An 18,017-nucleotide genomic window follows, 5' to 3' on the forward strand; every position below is an offset into this window, starting at 1 on the left:
TCCGCGTCTCGGCCTGTCCCGCCGCGCACGCGTCGCCGCGAAGGCCGGTTCATCCGTCGATTCATGGCGGGTCCGCCCTCAGTGCGCGTCGGCCGGGATGTGCTGGGTGCCGATCCGCTGCCGGAACACCCAGTACGTCCATGCCTGGTAGGCCAGCACGACGGGAGTCATGATGCCCGCGACCCACGTCATGATCTTGAGCGTGTACGGGCTGGAGGCGGCGTTCTCGGCGGTCAGGTTCCAGGCCGGATCGAGCGAGGAGGGCATGACGTTCGGGAACAGCGACAGGAAGAGCATCGCCACCGCCGCCGCGATGGTCAGCCCGGAGAGGGCGAAGGCCCAGCCCTCGCGGCCCCGGCCGTTCAGCACCAGCGCCGCGACCAGCGCGAGCACGGCGACCACCAGCGCCACGAGGCTGCCCGTGCCGCCCGAGTCCACCTGCGTCCACACCAGGAACACCGTCGCCAGACCGGCCGCGACCAGGCCCAGCCACCCGGCGAGCCGTCGCGCCCGGGTACGGATGTCGCCCACGGTCTTCAGGGCCGCGAAGACCGCGCCGTGGAAGGTGAACAGCGTCAGCGTCACCAGACCGCCGAGCAGCGCGTACAGGTTGGTCAGGTCGAGCAGGTCGCCCGCGTAGTTCTTGTCGGAGCCGATCGGCACACCGCGCACCATGTTCGCGAACACCGCGCCCCACAGGAACGCGGGGATCAGTGAGCACCAGAAGATGGCCTGCTCCCAGTTGCGCTGCCAGCTCTCCTCGCTGCGCTTGTGCCGGTACTCGAAGGCCACCCCGCGCACGATCAGGCAGATCAGCACGACGAGCAGCGGCAGGTAGAAGCCGCTGAACAGGGTCGCGTACCAGTCAGGGAAGGCGGCGAAGGTCGCGCCGGCCGCCGTCAGCAGCCACACCTCGTTGCCGTCCCAGACCGGGCCGATCGTGTTGATCAGCACCCGTCGTTCGATGCGGTCACGGGCGAGCAGCTTGGTCAGTACGCCGATGCCGAAGTCGAACCCCTCAAGGAAGAAGTAGCCGGTCCACAGGACGGCAATCAGCACGAACCAGACGTCGTGGAGGTGCATGGTCGGTCTCCGTTCCAGCCGTGTCAGTACGCGAAGGTCATCGGCTTGTCGGCGTCCTCGGCCGCCTCAGCGTCCGTGCCGCCGGGCGCTCCGGGATCGCCGGGCCTCGGGAAGCGCAGCTTCGGGTCCTTCGTCGGCGGCTTCTCGTCGACATCGACCCCGGCCTTGGCGTACTTGGTCAGCAGCCGTACCTCGATCACCGCGAGCACGCCGTACAGCAGCGTGAAGACGCCCATCGAGATCAGCACCTCGGTCTGGCTGACGCCGGGGGAGACCGCGTCGGAGGTCCGCATCAGGCCGTAGACCACCCAGGGCTGACGGCCCATCTCGGTGAAGATCCAGCCGAAGGAGTTGGCGATCAGCGGAAAGCCCATGGTCAGGATGCCGATCCGCCAGGACCAGGTGGTGAAGTAGGCGCTCATCTCGCGGTTCCTGGTGAGCATGAGGCGTGGCACCTCGTCCTCGCCGGTGCGCTTGTCGGGGGCGAGCCACAGCTTTCGCCGCGTGGTCCAGAGGCCGATCACACCCGCGGCGAAGGAGACCATGCCGAACCCGATCATGAGACGGAAGCCCCAGAACGTCATGAAGATGCTCGGGATGTAGTCCTCGGGCTCGCCGCCGTAGAGCTTGGCTTCCTGCTCGGCGATGTCGTTGATGCCGGGCACGGAGGCCGAGAAGTTGTCGTGGGCGAGGAAGGACAGTATTCCGGGGACGCTGAACTCGACGCTGTTGTGGCCCTTGCTCACGTCGCCGATCGCGAAGACGGAGAAGGGCGCCGGCCCCTCGGTCTCCCACAGCGCCTCGGCCGCGGCCATCTTCATCGGCTGCTGCTCGAACATCACCTTGCCGAGCCGGTCGCCGCTGAGCGCCGTGCCCAGCCCCGCGATCACCGCGATCACCAGCGCGGCCCGCAGCGACGCACGCATCGCGCCGATCTGCCGCCGCTGCTTGGTGGGCATCTCCTCGCCCCGGTCCTGGGCGCGCTTGGCACGCAGCAGGTGGTACGAGGCGATGCCGATGACGAACGCCGCGCCGGTGAGGAAGGCGGCGGTCAGCGTGTGGAAGACGACGACCAGGGTGGTGTTCTGCGTGAGCACCGCCCACATGTCCGTCAGCTCGGCCCGCCCCGACGCCTTGTCTATCGTGTAGCCGACGGGGTGCTGCATCCAGGAGTTGGCGGCCAGGATGAAGTACGCGGAGAGCATCGTGCCGATCGCGACGATCCAGATGCACGCACAGTGGATCTTCTTCGGCAGCTTGTCCCAGCCGAAGATCCACAACCCGATGAAGGTGGATTCGAAGAAGAAGGCGATCAGCGCCTCCATCGCGAGCGGGGCTCCGAAGACGTCACCGACGAAGCGCGAGTAGTCGGACCAGTTCATGCCGAACTGGAACTCCTGCACGATGCCGGTCACGACCCCCATCGCGATGTTGATCAGGAAGAGCTTTCCCCAGAACTTCGTCGCGTGGAAGTACTTCTCCTTGCCCGTGCGTACCCAGGCGGTCTCCAGACCGGCCGTGAACGCCGCGAGGCTGATCGTCAGCGGAACAAAGAGGTAGTGGTAGACGGTCGTGATGCCAAATTGCCACCGTGCCAGGGTCTCCGGAGCCAGAGCCAGGTCCACGTCGTGTCTCCTTGCCGTCTTGCTGAGCCGCACGCCGTCGAGGCGATCCGCCCCATTGATCACGGTCAAAGGGGGATGCAACAGGCGCGCTTGTGAACGCGTTCACATTCACAAGGAATTATGACGCACATGCCTTCCCTCCCCCGCACCGGGGGGTGCCCCTCCGTCAACCCCCCGGACCACCCCACACGGCCCGCACCCGGGTGGCCCCGCCCCACCCCGAGCGCCCGCTCCCGACCCCGAGCGAAGCGTCGAACAGCCCCTCAACAGCGCGGAGTACGGCATTCCGGAAGGCCGCCCCCGCCCTCCCACCGCGCCCCCGCCGACCCCATCCGCGCCCGCCGAGCCCCGGCCCGCCACCCGCCGAACGCCACCACGCCACGCACCCCCGCCCCCGCTCTGTGGCGAACCCCACTCGCCCCGCCCGAAGCCAGAAGCCCGTGCCCGGCCCGGCCCGGCACCACGCTTACGCCCGCCGCCGCGCGTACGACACGCCCCACCACGCACCCCGTACGCCCCACACACCCGGCCCCCGGCCACCGAGCGCGCGCCCTGACGAACCCACCCGCCCCCACACAGCGCGAGGGCGCGGCCGAAGCCGCGCCCTCGCACACACCGCCACCGACGCGCCGTACCCCGGAGCCGCACGGGCTCCGGGGTCCGACGGCCCGGCTCAGAGCTCCTCGCGGAACGCCTCCGCCGCCTTCAGGAAGAGGTCGTTCGCCTCGGTCTCGCCGATCGTGATCCGCACGCCGTCGCCCTGGAACGGCCGGACCATCACGCCGCCGCGCTCACACGCCGCCGCGAAGTCCAGCGCCCGGTCGCCCAACCGCAGCCAGACGAAGTTGCCGTGCGAGGCGGGCACGGTCCAGCCCTGCGCGACGAGCGCCTCGTACACCCGCGCCCGCTCCACGACCAGCGCCTCCACCCGCTCGCGCAGCGCGTCCTCGCTACGCAGCGAGGCGATCGCCGCCTCCTGCGCCACCTGCGTCACACCGAAGGGCACCGCCGTCTTCCGCAGCGCAGCCGCCACCGGCTCGTGCCCCACGGCGAAGCCGACCCGCAGCCCGGCCAGCCCGTACGCCTTGGAGAAGGTCCGCAGCACGCACACGTTGGCACGGTCACGGTAGAGATCGAGGCCGTCCGGCACGTCCTCGTCGCGGATGAACTCGCGGTACGCCTCGTCCAGGACGATCAGGACGTCGGAGGGCACCGCGTCGAGGAAGCGCTCCAGCTCGGCCCGGCGGACCACGGTGCCGGTCGGGTTGTTGGGGTTGCACACGAATATGAGCCGGGTCCGGTCGGTGACCGCCGCGAGCATCGCGTCGAGGTCGTGCCCCTCGTCGGCCGTCAGCGGCACCGGCACCGGCGTCGCGCCGGCGATCTGCGTGACGATCGGGTACGCCTCGAAGGAGCGCCAGGCGAAGATCACCTCGTCGCCCGGCCCCGCCGTGGACTGCACGAGCTGCTGCGCGATGCCCACCGAGCCGGTACCGGTGGCCAGGTGCTCGATCGGCACGTCGAAGCGGGTCGACAGCTCGGCCAGCAGCCCGCTGCACGCGAGGTCGGGGTACCGGTTGAGCGCGCCGGCGGCGCGCACCGCCTCCTCCAGAACCCCGGGCAGCGGCGGGTAGGGGTTCTCGTTGGAGGACAACTTGTACGTGGTGGCGCCCCCCGGCGCCGCCGAGGCGGGCTTGCCAGGCTTGTAGGTCGGAACGCCGTCGAGCGCAGCGCGCAGCTTGGGGCTCTTCTCAGACACCGCAGATCCTCCTTGAACCATCCCGGGCACAGCAGTCAGCAACAGCAGACACGCAATACTGTTTACCTTATGAGGATTCCCCGGGGTCCCGTAAAGACCAGGGGGAGCGTTCTTCTTCGTGGAGTGCGCCGGTGGCGGGCGCCGTGGCGCGCGTCACCCATGAGAGTGAGTTGAGACCTCTCCGAAACATAAGCCAATCAGCAGGCGCGACCACCACATGGCCGGGCAGAGACCCAGAAGATCCACCAACTCCCTTGGTTTCCAAGGTTATTAAGGGTTGTTGCTCATGCAGAATCGTGCCTGTTGACAGTGGGCTGCCGATTCCTCCGAACGCACCCCACGAGCCCTACTATCGGCTCGCCATGACAGCAGCAGGGAAGCACCAGGTGAGCCGGTCGGCCGGCCGCCGGTTGGGGCGGGCAGGCATCCGGGACGTGGCCGCCGCAGCCGGGGTCTCCATCACGACCGTCTCTGACGCGCTCAACGGCAAGGGACGGCTACCGGATGCCACCCGCCGCCACGTCCGCGAGGTCGCCGACCGGCTGGGCTATCGCCCCTCCGCCGCGGCCCGCACGCTCCGTACCGGCAAGTCAGGTCTCATCGGACTGACGGTGACCACGTACGGGGATGAACCTTTCACCTTCACCGAGTTCGCCTACTTCGCCGAGATGGCCCGCGCGGCCACCTCCGCCGCGCTGGCCCGCGGCTACGCCCTCGTCATCCTGCCCGCCACCTCACGCCACGACGTGTGGTCCAACGTGGCCCTGGACGGCACCGTGGTCATCGACCCCTCCGACCAGGACCCGGTGGTGGCCGAGCTGGTCCGCCACGGCATCCCCGTCGTCTCCGACGGGCGCCCGGCCGGGTCGCTCCCCGTCACCGCCTGGGTGGACAACGATCACCACGCGGCCGTGTGCGGCCTGCTCGACCACCTCGCCGAGGCGGGCGCGCGCCGTATCGGACTGCTCACCGGAACGACCACGGACACCTACACCCGGCTCTCCACCACCGCGTACCTCTCCTGGTGCGAGCGGGTGGGCCAGGACCCGGTCTACGAGGAATACCCCGCGCACGACCCGTGCGCGGGTGCCGTCGCCGCCGACCGGCTGCTCGCCAGGCCGGACCGGCCCGACGCGGTCTACGGCCTCTTCGACCCCAACGGCACCGATCTGCTCGCCGCCGCCCGGCGCTACGGGCTGCGCGTACCGGATGACCTGCTGCTCGTGTGCTGTAGCGAGTCCAGCGTGTACACCAGCACCGATCCCCCGGTCACCACCCTCTCCCTCAAGCCCCGCCGCATCGGTACGGCCGTCGTCCAGCTCCTCATCGACGCCATCGAAGGCGTGGACGGCGGCGGGCCGATCGAGCAGGTGATACCGACAGAGCTCATCGTGCGCGCGTCGTCACAGCGACGCTCGCCACGCACCACCGTCAGCGCCCCACGCGGACCCGCGGGCGCCTAGTTCCAGCCACTCCCTCACCCCCGGCCCACCGACCCCACCCGCCCTCGCCCCACGCCCCGTGCCCCGCACGGCGCGCCCCGCCCCCTCGCCACACCCGGCCGCACTGAGCCGGCCGGCCCTCACCCGAACCGGTCGGCGCCGCCTCGCGACGGCGTAATGCACCCCTGCCAAGCGGCCAATTCGGGAGAAATGACCGGCGAACCCTGCGCTGGGCCCATTTCGCGACCCCTGGTGCGTCACAACCCCCGACGGTCATTCCTATGATGGGCGGACGACACCGCGGACCGCCGTCGACCAGGCAAGGTCCAGAAGGTGCACGGCGGCGCGATGGTGGAGGGGTCGATGACTCAGGGGGCCGGTCTGGGACCCACGGCACGGACCACGTCTTCGCATCCGGATGCGGAGCCCGACGCGCGACCCGAAGAGCGCCAGGCGGAGCACCCGGCCGCCCAACCGGCGCCCCCCGCCCCGGCGCTGGCCGCGCCCACCGCACCACAGCCGACCCCGCCGACCCACCCGGCCCACGGCACGCCCGGCGCGGAGCCGACGGGGCCCGACGCCGGCCGCACGGCGGGGCCCGACGTGGCCTCCGAGCCGCCGGCGCCCACCCTGCGCATGTCCCACGTCAGCCCCGCCTCCGCGCGGGTGCGACCGCTGGCCGCGCACACCGGCCTGCAGATCGTGCCCCAGGTCCCGGCCTCCGCCCAGCGGGGGCTGGTGCCGCCGCCCACGTCGCCGGCCCAGCGGACACACCGCCCCCCGACCCAGCGCGCGCCCCAGACCTACGCGCCGAACCCGCCCCAGACCTCGACCGGTCCGACCGGCGCGACCGAGCTGAGCGCGACGCACCAGCCGTCCGAGGCACACCAGCCACCGGAGACCCAGCAGCCACCGGCGCACCCGACGCGGGGGGTCGCGCCGCGGCCGGCCTCCGCCTCCCAGTCCGCCACGCGGCAGCCGAGCAATCCGCAGTCGTACGCCCCGGGTCAGGGCTCCGACCACCCGACGACGCCTCCGCGAGGCCAGGTGCCGGTACAGGCCCGGCCGGCCCCGCAGGGCCAAGGGCAGGGTGCCCCGCCGGCCGGGTACGCGCCGGGCACCGTGCCCGCGCCCCGGCAGCCGGTCGCCACCGCGCCCCCCGCCCAGGCGGCGCCAGGCCAAGAAGCACCGGCCCAGGCGGTGCCGGCGCAGGCGGTGCCGCCCCAGGCCACCGCGCGGGCCGAGCACGCCGGCGCGTCCGCCCCCGGGCACAGCGACCCCGAGTACACCCCCACCGAGCGCGACCTGCCCGTCATCGCCCGTGGCGTCGGACCCGGCAGCACCATCGCGGACCTGTCCACGGCCGGTTTCGCCGACCCGGTCGAGCCCGCTCCCGCGCCCGCCGCGGCCCCCGTCGAGCACGACGGCCTGGGCCCGCTGTACGTCGTCGGCGACGTCCACGGCTACCTCGACGAGCTGCGGGCCGCGCTGGCCGAGCAGGGGCTCATCGACGCGGAGGGCAACTGGTCAGCCGGCAACACCCGGTTGTGGTTCCTCGGCGACTTCACCGACCGTGGACCGGACGGCATCGGCGTGATCGACCTGGTCATGCAGCTCTCCGCGCAGGCCGCCGCCGCCGGCGGCTACTGCAAGGCCCTGATGGGCAATCACGAACTGCTGCTGATCGGCGCCAAGCGGTTCGGCGACACCCCGGTCCAGTCCGGCGCGGGCACCGCCTCCTTCCAGGCGGCGTGGCTGCTCAACGGCGGTCAGCGCACCGACATGGAGCGGCTTGAGGACCACCACGTGCAGTGGATGTCGCGACTGGACGCCATGGTCGAGGAGGACGGCCACCTGCTCCTGCACTCCGACACCACCGCCTACCTGGAGTACGGCGACTCCATCGAGGCCGTCAACGACACCGTCACCGAAACGCTCCAGCGCAGCGACGCGGACGAGTGCTGGGACCTGTTCCGCAAGTTCACCAAGCGGTTCGCCTTCCGCGACGAGGCCGGTTCGGAGGCCGTGCGCGAACTCCTCGACACCTACGGTGGCGAACGTCTGGTGCACGGGCACAGTCCGATCCCGTACCTGCTCGGTGAGGTGGGCGCCGAGGACGCCGACGGCGAGGACGCCCGCCCCCTGGTCAGCGGCCCCCACGTCTACGCCGACGACCTCGCCATCGCCATGGACGGCGGCGTGACCATGGCCGGAAAGCTACTGGTCGTGCAATTCCCCCTGCGCGGTTGAGGGTTAGCCCCCCGGGTAGACGGGCACATGAGAATCCCACTCTCGTGCGGTGATTTCGGATAGCACTCTGTTGTCCCGCGCCGCCACGGCTCTACCATCGGCTCATCCGTAGCAGGCTCTCCTCCGTTTCCGCCCGTGACCGGTGAAGCCGGCATCAAGGCCCTACGGAGCATCGGGGGATGCACACATGAACAGCGCTCCACACCTGCTCACCGAGGATCGCCCGGACTTCGAGCGCGTTCTCGACGAGGCGCTGCGCACCACGGAAGCGCATCCTGGCCCGCACCCCGCGAGCCAGCGGCCCACCACACCCCAACTGCGCACGATGGCGCTGAGCGCGATCACCGCCATATCGGCGTGCGCGGCGGTCGAATACGAACGGTACGTCCAGGCGCGCGACGCGCTGCGTACGTCCTCCGCCCCGGTTCGGCCCGGGGGTGAGCGGGGCGAGGCGGACGGCGAGGCGGTCTCGTTGCCCGGGGTCGTGGGCGACGTCGCCGGCGGGTCCGGCGCGGGGCTCGTGGCCGTCCTCGCCGTTCTGGCACCGGTGCTCGCCGGTGCCGCCGCGGTGATCTTCCTGCTCGTCGGCTACGTCCTGCGGGTGTTCGCACCCGACGCGTCCGTCAGCGGCCCGCTGGTCACCGCCGGTTGGGTGTTCGCCGCCTGCGCCGCGATCGGCGTCCTGCTCGCCGCCGCGGGCCTGCTGATCATCGCCGTACGCAACGGCGGCGGCCGACGCTCCCGGGCCAGGGTCGCCGAGGTGGACCAGGCGCGGGCGGAGTGGCATCAGGCCCTGCTGGAACAGGGCATGGTGCCGTTCCTGCGGGAGGCACTGGCCCACGGCGAGACGGCGGCCCCGGGCCGGGTCCGCCCGGCCGAGAGCCCGCCGCCCCACGCCGACCTGCGCACCACCCACTCCGGCTCGGCCGGCCGTACGCCCCATCTGGGCTACAGCCGACCGGGGTTCACCAGCCCCGGAGACGGCGGGGCCGACACCGCCCCCGGACCGCGCTACAGCAGCCCGGACTTCACCGGCCCGGAACTCGGCGGCCAGGACCACCGCTCACCCTGACCCACCCGCCCCCACCACCGCCCGGGCCCCGGCCCCAGCCGGGCCCCGGGCGCCCTCGGGCCATGACGCCGCGGTCCCGCCCCACGCCTGCCTGTACGCCACGCCTGCGCCCGGGCCCGTACTTGCCCCTGGGCCAGCGCCCGTACCCGTACCTGTGCCTGTGCCCGGGTCGTCAGGGCGATCCCCCTCGGGGGGCGAGGTGATGAGCGGCCACTGGCTTCGGCGACAACCAGCCATGGTCGGCACGGGGGTCGAGACGGGCCTCCTGGCCGGATGCCGTCCGCGCGCTCGACTTTCCCCAGCGTTCTCTGAGGAATATCCATCGTGGTCGATGTGGATCACTTCCCCCTACACTTTCTTGACTCAAGCCCGGCTTGAAGATGGGGGATCTGATTCGTGTTCACTTTCGTCATACCCGCCTATAACGAAGAGGCCACCGTAGCCACGATCGTCGAGCAGGCACACAAAGCCGCACAATCGGCCGACCGTGTCCTGGTCGTGGACAGCGCCTCGACCGACGGCACCGTGGAGGCGGCTACCCGGGCCGGCGCGGAGGTTTTGCGCGGGCCACGCGGCAAGGGGGCGGCGATGAGCGCCGCTCTCGCCGAGGTGCGGACCGAGTGGGTCTGCTACCTCGACTCCGACCTCGTGTCCTCGACCGAGAACGTGCCGGCCATGCTGCGTGAGGCGGCGGCGTCCGGCACGAGCGACCATGTCGTCGGCGACTACGAGTACGACTATCCCGGGACCATTCTGAGTTCCACATTCACCATCTACGAGCCGCTTGCCGCCGCGTTCTTCCCCGAAGTCGGCTCACACGGCGCCAACTCCCTGACGGGATATCGAGCGATTCGCACCGCGTCCATCCCGAAGCCACTGCCGTCCGATTTCGGTGTGGAGTCGTTTCTCAACATCTCCGTCGCCGTCGCTGGCGGCAAGGCCAGCGTTTGTCATCTGGGCGTCGTCAGCAGCCGTTTCCGATACAACGGCGGCACCATGGCCCATGAGATAGGCAGGACGATTCTCGACCTGGCCATCGCACACGGCCGCCTGGCGCCGGACCAGCGACCCGCGTGGGACCGGTGGCTGGAAGAAGGCGTCCGCGCCCTCGCCCACCACGAGGCGGACAGCGGCCGTTCGGCCACCCTCGCCCGCCTCTTCGCCGCCGTCCGGCGCCCCATGCCGTCCCGCACCCACGCCCCGGCGATCTGACCCCGAGCGGCCCCGACCGCGCCCGCGACTGACCCGAAGGGCCGGAACAACGAAGGCGCGGCGGAACGCCGGACGTACTGGGTCGCAGAGGCTCGGCGCGAGCGGCGGCTCGGTGTGAACGGCGAACCTCACACCACGGCGCCCGTGCGGGGGCGGGGCGCCTCCGGGCCCTGCCCGGGGGTTGTCCCGTCGCCCGCCGGCGTCGCGTGGCGCGGCGGGGCGCCGCCCCGGGCACCGTGGCCGCCCGGAACGGCGTTCAACCGCCAGGCGGTCAGTCGGCGATGGGCAGGTACACCCGGTTGCCCGCCTCCGCGAACTCCCTGGACTTCTCCGCCATGCCCGCTTCGGCCTCGGCCGCCGCCAGGGTGCCGCCGTGCTCGCGACGGATGTCCTGGGAGATCTTCATCTAGTGGAACATGGCAGAAAGCACCACACGACGAGCTAGCGCGGAGCGTCGCGGACGCTGCGTTGAAGGACGTCGGTCAGCACCCCAGCAGCGGTGGCGAAGTTATTGTCGTCGTGCAACACGATCAACCCGTGGTGGGCCGCGGTGGCGCAGATCATCAGATCGACGGTGGACAGCGCCCGGACAGCTCCACCGCTCTGGGCGAGCCTGAACTGGGCGGACTCGATCCAGCCCCACGTGTTCTTCGGCAGGGGCACATCGGGATACAGGTCGGCGAACATCTCGCCCATCTGTTCGTAGTGGGCGAGGTTGCGGGCGGAGCGCCGGAACTCAGTGCGCTGGGGAGCACACGAGCCGATGACACGGAGATCGATGTCCTCGCCCCACGCGTCGTTCAGGTGCTCTTCGCGCATCAGCCGCCACACGGCGGTCGAGTCCGCGAGGTAGCGGATCACCCGTCCCCCCGCTTCTCGGCCTCATGGAGTTGCTTCCACCCCTCGTAGTCCCACTCCTGAGCGGCCTGGAAGTGCCGAGCCCGCCGGGCGGCCCGCTCGTGTCTCTCGGCGTACTCGCGCAGGGCCTCGTTCACCACCTCCTTCTTGGTCGCGCCCCCGGAGAAACGAAGGGCCTTCGCGAGGGCGTCGTCGTCCAGGTCGATGGTCGTCACGCTCATATTTACCTCCGCTATATAAGACCAATAGCACTCTTGAATATAGCCAAGGCCGCCCGATTCCGGCCCGTGAACGCGCCCGAGCGCCGTCCCGGGTGGGTCGGGACGGCGCTCGGGGGGATGGTGGGTCAGTCGGCGATGGGCAGGTACACCCGGTTGCCCGCCTCCGCGAACTCCCTGGACTTCTCCGCCATGCCCGCTTCGGCCTCGGCCGCCGCCAGGGTGCCGCCGTGCTCGCGACGGATGTCCTGGGAAATCTTCATCGAGCAGAACTTCGGGCCGCACATCGAGCAGAAGTGCGCGGTCTTGGCGGGCTCGGCCGGGAGCGTCTCGTCGTGGAAGGCGCGGGCCGTGTCGGGGTCGAGGGCCAGGTTGAACTGGTCCTCCCAGCGGAACTCGAAGCGCGCGTCGGAGAGCGCGTCGTCCCAGTCCTGGGCACCGGGGTGACCCTTGGCCAGGTCAGCGGCGTGGGCGGCGATCTTGTACGTGATGACGCCGGTCTTCACGTCGTCGCGGTCCGGCAGGCCCAGGTGCTCCTTGGGCGTGACGTAGCACAGCATCGCGGTGCCCCACCAGGCGATCATCGCGGCACCGATGCCGGAGGTGATGTGGTCGTAGGCCGGCGCGACGTCCGTGGTCAGGGGGCCGAGCGTGTAGAACGGAGCCTCTTCGCAGATCTCCTGCTGGAGGTCGATGTTCTCCTTGATCTTGTGCATCGGGACGTGGCCCGGGCCCTCGATCATGGTCTGCACGTGGTGCCGCTTGGCGATGGTGTTGAGCTCGCCCAGCGTCCTCAGCTCGGCGAACTGGGCCTCGTCGTTGGCGTCCGCGATGGAGCCGGGGCGCAGCCCGTCGCCGAGCGAGAACGTGACGTCGTAGGTGGCCAGGATGTCGCAGAGCTCCTCGAAGTTCTCGTAGAGGAAGCTCTCCTTGTGGTGGGCCAGGCACCAGGCCGCCATGATCGAGCCGCCGCGCGAGACGATGCCGGTCTTGCGGCGCGCCGTGAGCGGTACGTAGCGCAGCAGTACGCCGGCGTGCACCGTCATGTAGTCGACGCCCTGTTCGGCCTGCTCGATGATGGTGTCCTTGTAGATCTCCCAGGTCAGCTCCTCGGCCCGGCCGTCGACCTTCTCCAGGGCCTGGTAGAGCGGGACGGTGCCGATCGGGACGGGGGAGTTGCGCAGCACCCACTCGCGGGTGGTGTGGATGTTGCGGCCGGTGGACAGGTCCATGACCGTGTCCGCGCCCCAGCGGGTCGCCCAGGTCATCTTCTCCACCTCCTCCTCGATGGAGGAGGTGACGGCGGAGTTGCCGATGTTGGCGTTGACCTTCACCAGGAACCGCTTGCCGATGATCATCGGCTCGATCTCCGGGTGGTTGACGTTGGCCGGCAGCACGGCGCGACCGGCGGCGATCTCCTCGCGGACCACCTCGGGGGAGACGTTCTCGCGCAGCGCGACGTACTCCATCTCCGGGGTGACCTCGCCTCGGCGGGCGTAGGCGAGTTGGGTGACGGCTTGGCCGTCGCGGCCCCGGCGCGGCTGGCGCGGGCGGCCGGGGAAGACCGCGTCGAGGTTCTTGAGGCCACCGCGCGGCGAGGTGTGCTTGATGCCGTCGTCCTCGGGGCGCAGCGGCCGGCCCGCGTACTCCTCGGTGTCTCCCCGGCCGATGATCCAGTTCTCGCGCAGCGGCGGCAGCCCGCGCCGTACGTCGGTGTCGATGTTCGGGTCGGTGTACGGGCCCGAGGTGTCGTACAGCGTGACGTCCTGGCCGTTGGTGAGGTGTACTCGTCGCACCGGCACCCGCAGGTCGGGCCGCGAACCGCTCAGATAGCCCTTGTGCCATCCGATGTCGCGCGGTTGCCCGTCGGTGTCGTTCGACTCTACGGAGGCAGGCGTGCGTGCGTCCGATACGGTCATGAGACCTACTCCCTACGCCGGCATTACCCGGTAACAGGTTCGGCGGTCGACGCAGCCGTTTCCGTAGTCGGTTCACCGGCGTCGGCCGGTCGTCCCGTACGGAGGTCAGCGCCCTCTCAGCCCGGTGCTCCGAGCTCCCGCGATTGCAAAGGTGCCACCACGCTAACCGCTCCGCGACGGATTGGGCCAGGGGGCCTTGCGATGATCGGTCCATGACTCCCACCGAGCCAGGGCCACCCGGGCGGCCAGGCCCCCACGGCCGGCCGCCCGCCCACACCCCGCCGCCCGGCACCGGACACGCGCGGGGGCCCGGCCCGACCGCGCCGACACCCCCGCCCCCCGGCGTGCCCCCGCGACCGCCTAGCGGCGGCCCCGCCGACGAGGGCGCGGGAACCGGCGGAGGGAGCGGCGTGGGAGCGGGCACGGGGGCCGACGGTCCGTACCCCGGGCGCGGGTCGGGGTACGGACAGGAGCGGGGGCGGGGGCACGGGCCGGTTCCCGGCGCGCGGGGGCCCGACGCGCGCCGGCAGGGGCGTACGGGGCCCGACCACGGGCTGCCGGAGAGCGACCACCAGCACGACAACGGCCCCACGGGGCACGACCACCACCCCGCCCCCACCGGCCACGGACACGGTCACGCACCCGGCCAGGGCCACGGCCACAGTCACAGCCACGGGCCCGCCGCGCCCGTCTCGCGTCAGCTCCGCAAGGTCATCGCGGCGGTGCTCATCCCGTTCAGCGTGGCGGTCGTGGTCGGGCTGGTGGTGCTGTGGCCGGGCGGCGCGCCCGACCACCACGGGCCGTCGGGGCTCGGCTTCGACCGGCACACCGAGTCGGGGCGCGTGGTGCGGGTCGACGAGGTGCGGTGCGCGGACGTGCACGCCCAGCCGCAGGGGCAACAGCCGCCGGGCGAGCAGCCGGGCGATCCGGCGGCCCAGCCCGAGGCCAAGGACGAGACCTGCGAGAAGGCCACGATCGAGGTGACCTCGGGCAAGGGCAAGGGGCGTACGTTCACCGAGATCGTGCAGCCGTCCGCGTCCCGGCACTACGAGAAGGGCCAGAAGCTGATCCTGGCGTACGCCCCCAAGGCGCCGGAGAACCTCCAGTACTCGGTCTCCGACGTCGAACGGAAGCTGCCGATGGCGCTGCTGGCCGGGCTCTTCGCGCTGGCCGTGGTCGTGGTGGGCCGGATGCGCGGGGTCTTCGCGCTGGTGGCGCTCGTCATCAGCTTCGGCGTGCTGACGCTGTTCATCCTGCCGGCCATCCTCCAGGGTTCGAACCCGCTGGTGGTGGCCGTGATCGGGGGCAGCGCGATCATGCTGATCGCGCTGTACACCTGTCACGGCCTGACCGCCAGAACCTCGGTCGCGGTGCTCGGGACGCTGCTCTCACTGCTGCTGATCGGCCTGCTCGGCTCGGTGTTCATCGGCTGGGCGCATCTGACCGGCAACACCGACGACCAGACCGGACTGGTGCACGGCCTCTACCCCGACATCGAGATCCAGGGCCTGTTGCTGGCCGGCATCATCATCGGCTCGCTCGGTGTGCTGGATGACGTGACCGTCACCCAGACCTCGGCGGTGTGGGAGCTGAAGGAGGCCGACCCGTCGGCGCACTGGCGCACGTTGTACGCGGCGGCCATGCGCATCGGTCGGGACCACATCGCCTCGGTGGTCAACACGCTGGTCCTCGCCTACGCCGGTGCCGCGCTGCCGCTGCTGTTGCTCTTCTCGATAGCGGACAGCGGTGTGAGCACGGTCGCGACCAGCGAGATCGTCGCCGAGGAGATCGTCCGCACCCTCGTCGGCAGCATCGGTCTGGTGGCCTCGGTGCCGGTGACCACGCTGCTGGCGGCGCTGGTGGTCTCCGCGGACCGCAGCCCGACGAGCGTTCCCGGCGCGGGCGGTGGCGGCGGAGTCGCCCCGGAGCGCGCCGCTGTCCCGGGGCGCGGGGTCGGGCCCGGCGCGCCGGTGGGTCAGCGGGGCGTGGGTGGCGCGGAGGCCGGAGCGAACCCGGGCGCCGGGCGCGGCGCGGGCGCGGTGGCCTCCGGGCTCGCCTCGGGTCTGCCGGGCCGGGGGAAGGGTCGCCGCCGCCGGGCGAAGTAGCGCGTGCCGGGTGCCGTGCGGCATCGCGTCGGCCCCGGGCGGGCGATGCCGGACCGCCCGGCCCCAGGTGCCGGGCCCCGCGGGGGCGGGCCAGCCGGGTGGAGGCGTCGAACTCCGGCCAGGCCGCCGGGGCCTGGGCCGATGCGCCGGGGCCGGGCGGATGCGCCGAACCCCGGGCGGGCCGGCGCCGGAATCCGGTCGGGCGCGCCCGGCAGAGGCGTCACGCCGCGTCGTACGCGCCGGCGTTGGGTCCCCTGGGGCGGGTCGCGAGGGGCGCGGCGGCCCGGGCGTCGGGGGCGGTCACGCGCGGGGGGAATTCGCGCTTCCGAGTGGCCGGGCGAAAAAACGTCCAGGCAACGCACCGTGACCGACGGCCCGGTTCACCCTGCGTAGCGGTCTCCCGCCAGGATGCGGTCCAGGACCGCGTCCAGGCCGCAGGCCGGATCGCTCGCCTCCTCCTCGCAGCCGAACGGGACCAGTCGGTCCGTCCGGTCCAGGAAGGCCACCAGCGGAGCGGCGCCGACCCGGAACAGGGCTCCCTCGACGCCGACTTGGAGCCGGATCAGCACATCTGACAGCTCGTCCGGGCCCGTTGGGCAGATGTGCACGTCGCCTTCGCCGATGGGCCCGCAGAGCCCGTCGAGGAGCAACTCCCGGGCGAAAGCCCAGCTCACCGGGGCATCGCCGGGCAGATGGAAGGTGAATCGCACGGCATACGGATCGGCCTTGTCGTAGCCGAGATCGACCGGAATGCGGAAGGAGAGATCCTCGGAAACGAGGAAGGTCATCGTCACCTCTGCCTGGACTGTGTCACGCATCGTTCGCCGCCCCGAGTCGGTGGGAATGGCCGGGTTTCAGCCAACCTGGCCTTCTTGACGCCATCGTCCGCTAACACTCAGCGGATCACAAGGAGTGAGTTTTCAGATACTGATAGAGAACGACAGGGAGCTGATGAGCGCTCCGACTCTGGAGCGTAGCGAATCGACAGCGGGGCGGAGTCGTTCCGCTCGAGCCAGGGGGGTGGAAACCGCCAGGGTCGCCGCCGTCCCCCCGGTCGTGAGGGGAAAGGCGGCGCAGGCCGTGCCGAGCGCGTACTCCTCCCGCTCGCAGACCGGCTGAAAACGCCGTCTCGCGGCGGCCTTCTCCCTGAATCCTGCCTCGTCACGCACCGAGTACGGGGTGATGGCCCGCACCGGATAGCGCGCGAAGTGGTCGGCGCGTTCGCTCTCGTCGAGCTGGGCGAGCAGGCACTGTCCGATGGCGTGCGCGTGAGCGGTCTGCCGGAAGTCGGCCCACTCTTCGACGACCGACGCCCCGGGCGCGTCGGCTGTGGCGAGCACCTCGACCTCACCCTCGCGGTAGACGGCGAAGTAGACGGCCACTCCCAGCTCGCCGGCGAGTGTGGTGACGGTGTGCGCGAGGCCCGCGCGCGGGTCCGGGACCGCGTCGGCCGGCCCGGACGCGGACAGCGCCCCCGGGCTGTCGCCCAGCCGGCGGACGGCCTCGCCGTAGCGGAAGACGCCGTGGTCGCGGCGGAGGTACCCCTCGTGGGTGAGGGTGCGCAGCAGGTGGTACGCGGTCGGCAGGGGCAACCCCGCCTCGCGCGCGAGTTGCTTGGCGGGGGCGCCGTCCGCGTGCGCGCCCACCGCTTCCAGCAGGCGCAGCGCCCGCTGGACGGAGCTGATGAGCGTGGGCTGTGTGTCCGCACACGGCCGTCGGCACTGTCCGTGGTCGCGGGCCGGTCGGTGCGACGGTCCCGTGCTTGCTGACGCCACAGTCACCCCCAGAGCTGCGGGCGGGTGGGCACCCCCCGGGCGGGGGCCGTCCCCGCGCTCGCCGCGGCATCCGGCGCGTGCCCGCCGGGGCCGGGCCGGACCGCAACGTTTCCGCACTCTAACCGGAAGAGCGACTTCTATTTCAAGAAGTGAAGGGTTGTCACACGATGCGTCATGTGCAAGGCGGAAACACGCCGTTGAAGGACTGGACCATGGGCATGGGCCGCGTGGCGGCTACCAGTCGTCGCGTGAGGACCGCGAGGAGGAGGTGAACTTGCGCACCACGTACACCAGGCCGCCGATGATGGCGACCAGCAGCAGGGCCCGGAACAGCAACCAGGCGACGAAGCCGACGACGCTGGTGATCAGACCGCCGAAGACCACGATGATCAGAAGGGGCACGACGACCCACTTCACCCACCACGGCAGTCCCTGGAGTATCCGCTTCGCGGCCACGATGGCACCCTGCTTTCTGCTCGCCCTGCTCGATCCCGTGATCTCGCTGCTTCGTTGGAGTCCCCCTCGTACTCCCGATGCTAAGGCGGCGCGGCGACTCGTGGGGCCCGGTCAGCCCTCGTACTCCCCTGAGCCGTCCCCTACGGGACCACCGGCCCCGCCTCGCCCTCACGGGCTACGCCACGGGGGCGGCGGGGCCCCACACGGCGCGGCGCGGGCCGGTCGGGGCAGGGCCCGCCCCTG

14 protein-coding genes, 1 pseudogene and 1 riboswitch are annotated in these 18,017 nt (G+C 71.3%); of the genes and pseudogenes, 5 read left to right on the forward strand and 10 right to left on the reverse strand.

Going from position 1 to position 18,017, the window contains the following annotated elements:
- Positions 1-78 precede the first annotated feature (78 nt).
- The 3 genes from cydB to hisC all read right to left on the reverse strand — a co-directional run bounded on the left by cydB (position 79) and on the right by hisC (position 4,467).
- On the reverse strand, positions 79-1,083 hold the full coding sequence (cydB, locus tag ACFVFR_RS07370; protein WP_383698712.1) for a cytochrome d ubiquinol oxidase subunit II: 1,005 nt from the start codon (positions 1,081-1,083) through the stop codon (positions 79-81).
- A 23-nt stretch (positions 1,084-1,106) separates the two neighbouring features.
- Positions 1,107-2,708: a cytochrome ubiquinol oxidase subunit I gene (locus ACFVFR_RS07375; RefSeq protein ID WP_383698713.1), complete on the reverse strand. Its 1,602-nt coding sequence runs from the start codon at positions 2,706-2,708 to the stop codon at positions 1,107-1,109.
- A gap of 673 nt (positions 2,709-3,381) precedes the next feature.
- Positions 3,382-4,467, reverse strand: coding sequence for a histidinol-phosphate transaminase (hisC, locus tag ACFVFR_RS07380; protein WP_383698714.1), 1,086 nt, complete (start codon positions 4,465-4,467; stop codon positions 3,382-3,384).
- A gap of 362 nt (positions 4,468-4,829) precedes the next feature.
- Between hisC and ACFVFR_RS07385 the strand changes: the two genes are divergently transcribed.
- From ACFVFR_RS07385 to ACFVFR_RS07400, 4 genes are all read left to right on the forward strand, one after another.
- Positions 4,830-5,930 (forward strand): LacI family DNA-binding transcriptional regulator, encoded by a 1,101-nt coding sequence (locus tag ACFVFR_RS07385; RefSeq protein WP_383698715.1) that lies wholly within the window; start codon positions 4,830-4,832, stop codon positions 5,928-5,930.
- A 1,026-nt stretch (positions 5,931-6,956) separates the two neighbouring features.
- Positions 6,957-8,159 (forward strand): metallophosphoesterase, encoded by a 1,203-nt coding sequence (locus ACFVFR_RS07390; protein ID WP_383698789.1) that lies wholly within the window; start codon positions 6,957-6,959, stop codon positions 8,157-8,159.
- A 187-nt stretch (positions 8,160-8,346) separates the two neighbouring features.
- Entirely contained in the window at positions 8,347-9,231 is an 885-nt protein-coding gene (locus tag ACFVFR_RS07395; RefSeq protein ID WP_383698716.1) for a hypothetical protein, read from the forward strand.
- Positions 9,232-9,627: 396 nt separating this feature from the next.
- A complete protein-coding gene (locus tag ACFVFR_RS07400; RefSeq protein ID WP_383698717.1) occupies positions 9,628-10,443 on the forward strand; it encodes a glycosyltransferase family 2 protein in 816 nt (271 codons plus the stop codon).
- Between the two features lie 271 nt (positions 10,444-10,714).
- Here ACFVFR_RS07400 and ACFVFR_RS07405 read toward each other — a convergent pair.
- The 4 genes and pseudogenes from ACFVFR_RS07405 to thiC form a co-directional block, all read right to left on the reverse strand.
- Positions 10,715-10,849 (reverse strand): annotated as a pseudogene (locus ACFVFR_RS07405) (hypothetical protein); the annotation flags it as partial.
- A gap of 35 nt (positions 10,850-10,884) precedes the next feature.
- Positions 10,885-11,304, reverse strand: coding sequence for a PIN domain-containing protein (locus ACFVFR_RS07410; protein ID WP_383698718.1), 420 nt, complete (start codon positions 11,302-11,304; stop codon positions 10,885-10,887).
- Positions 11,301-11,522 (reverse strand): type II toxin-antitoxin system VapB family antitoxin, encoded by a 222-nt coding sequence (locus tag ACFVFR_RS07415; protein WP_383698719.1) that lies wholly within the window; start codon positions 11,520-11,522, stop codon positions 11,301-11,303. Before ACFVFR_RS07415 ends, ACFVFR_RS07410 begins: the two co-directional genes overlap by 4 nt.
- 125 nt (positions 11,523-11,647) lie before the next feature.
- Positions 11,648-13,438 carry a phosphomethylpyrimidine synthase ThiC gene (thiC, locus tag ACFVFR_RS07420; protein ID WP_383698720.1) on the reverse strand — a complete coding sequence of 597 codons (1,791 nt, stop codon included), beginning with the start codon at positions 13,436-13,438 and terminating at the stop codon, positions 11,648-11,650.
- A riboswitch (TPP riboswitch) is annotated at positions 13,431-13,589 on the reverse strand. (Overlaps the previous gene by 8 nt.)
- Before the next feature lie 259 nt (positions 13,590-13,848).
- Between thiC and ACFVFR_RS07425 the strand changes: the two genes are divergently transcribed.
- Entirely contained in the window at positions 13,849-15,543 is a 1,695-nt protein-coding gene (locus ACFVFR_RS07425; protein WP_383698721.1) for a YibE/F family protein, read from the forward strand.
- Between the two features lie 380 nt (positions 15,544-15,923).
- Here the strand turns inward: ACFVFR_RS07425 and ACFVFR_RS07430 are convergent, their stop codons facing one another.
- The 3 genes from ACFVFR_RS07430 to ACFVFR_RS07440 form a co-directional block, all read right to left on the reverse strand.
- Positions 15,924-16,361 carry an SsgA family sporulation/cell division regulator gene (locus ACFVFR_RS07430; protein WP_383698722.1) on the reverse strand — a complete coding sequence of 146 codons (438 nt, stop codon included), beginning with the start codon at positions 16,359-16,361 and terminating at the stop codon, positions 15,924-15,926.
- Positions 16,362-16,463: 102 nt separating this feature from the next.
- Entirely contained in the window at positions 16,464-17,318 is an 855-nt protein-coding gene (locus tag ACFVFR_RS07435; protein WP_383698723.1) for an IclR family transcriptional regulator, read from the reverse strand.
- 234 nt (positions 17,319-17,552) lie between these two features.
- Positions 17,553-17,774, reverse strand: coding sequence for a DUF5326 family protein (locus tag ACFVFR_RS07440; protein ID WP_383698724.1), 222 nt, complete (start codon positions 17,772-17,774; stop codon positions 17,553-17,555).
- Between the last annotated feature and the right edge of the window lie 243 nt (positions 17,775-18,017).

This window comes from Streptomyces sp. NPDC057702 (assembly GCF_042799315.1).
Classification (GTDB): domain Bacteria; phylum Actinomycetota; class Actinomycetes; order Streptomycetales; family Streptomycetaceae; genus Streptomyces.